The 849-nt window shown below is 55.2% G+C and carries 1 protein-coding gene; it reads left to right on the top strand.

What is annotated here, in order from left to right; genetic code table 11:
- Positions 1–494: 494 nt before the first annotated feature.
- Positions 495–849 (top strand): zinc ribbon domain-containing protein (locus tag O0S09_RS09960; RefSeq protein WP_268923825.1); only part of this gene is annotated, 355 nt, incomplete at its 3' end.

Below are 849 nucleotides of genomic sequence, written 5' to 3'. Positions count from 1 at the left end.
CGCAGCTTATGCAGTACCGCACCGAACAGGTGACCGAAGAGTACCGCAGACTGCGGGGTCTCGAAGAGAGCGGAGACGCCGGAGATGCTGGAAGCGTCGAAGGCGTCTGTGTTCACACAGAAGATGACCGTCGGAGACGGGAATCTTCCTGCGGATTGCACTGATTTAAGATAGTGTGAGATTTTTCACGCAGATTGAATCGATATAAGATAGTCGGGAGTCCGCGACAGGGGCAGGATGAAAAAGGAAACGCAGATAACGCAGATGCGGCGCTTCGCGCCGCTGAGTCGCAAGCCCAAAGGTCTTGCTCCGCGCCGTAGGCGCCATCTGCGTTATCTGCGTTGTTCTTTCCTCGTCTTACCCACACAAAAGACCAACAAGAAACGGAAATACCCTACCCAAACCTCGCGGACATGTTTCAACTCATCCCCACACACAGAAGACCAACGAATAACGAAAATCTCCCCATCCCCACAAACCAAGGAAAAAAAACCATGACCCCCAAAACCACCACCACACCCAAAACCCCCGCACCCCAAGAAGAAGACACCGGCTACCACAGCATCCGGTATCACTGCCCCGCCTGTAACTTCGCCTTCGACATCGGCGGCTTCCTCCCCGCAGACAAACTCCCGCAGGAACCGATCCTTCTCTGCCCCAAATGCCAGGGGCCCGCACTCCGCGTAACCGCAGAACAATCCCGCATGCTTCAGGAGTTCAGCGAAGTATGGGATCAGGCAGGAAAACTCGCCGCAGACCGCATGAAAGAAGCGGGGCTCCTCAAAACGGACAAAAACGGAAAAACGGTCCCGAACTGGAACCACCCGTGGATGAAATCATCAGCGGGGA

The sequence above is a fragment of the Methanocorpusculum vombati genome (assembly GCF_026891935.1).
Taxonomy (GTDB): domain Archaea; phylum Halobacteriota; class Methanomicrobia; order Methanomicrobiales; family Methanocorpusculaceae; genus Methanocorpusculum; species Methanocorpusculum vombati.
This window is presented reverse-complemented; position numbering and strand designations above follow the sequence as displayed.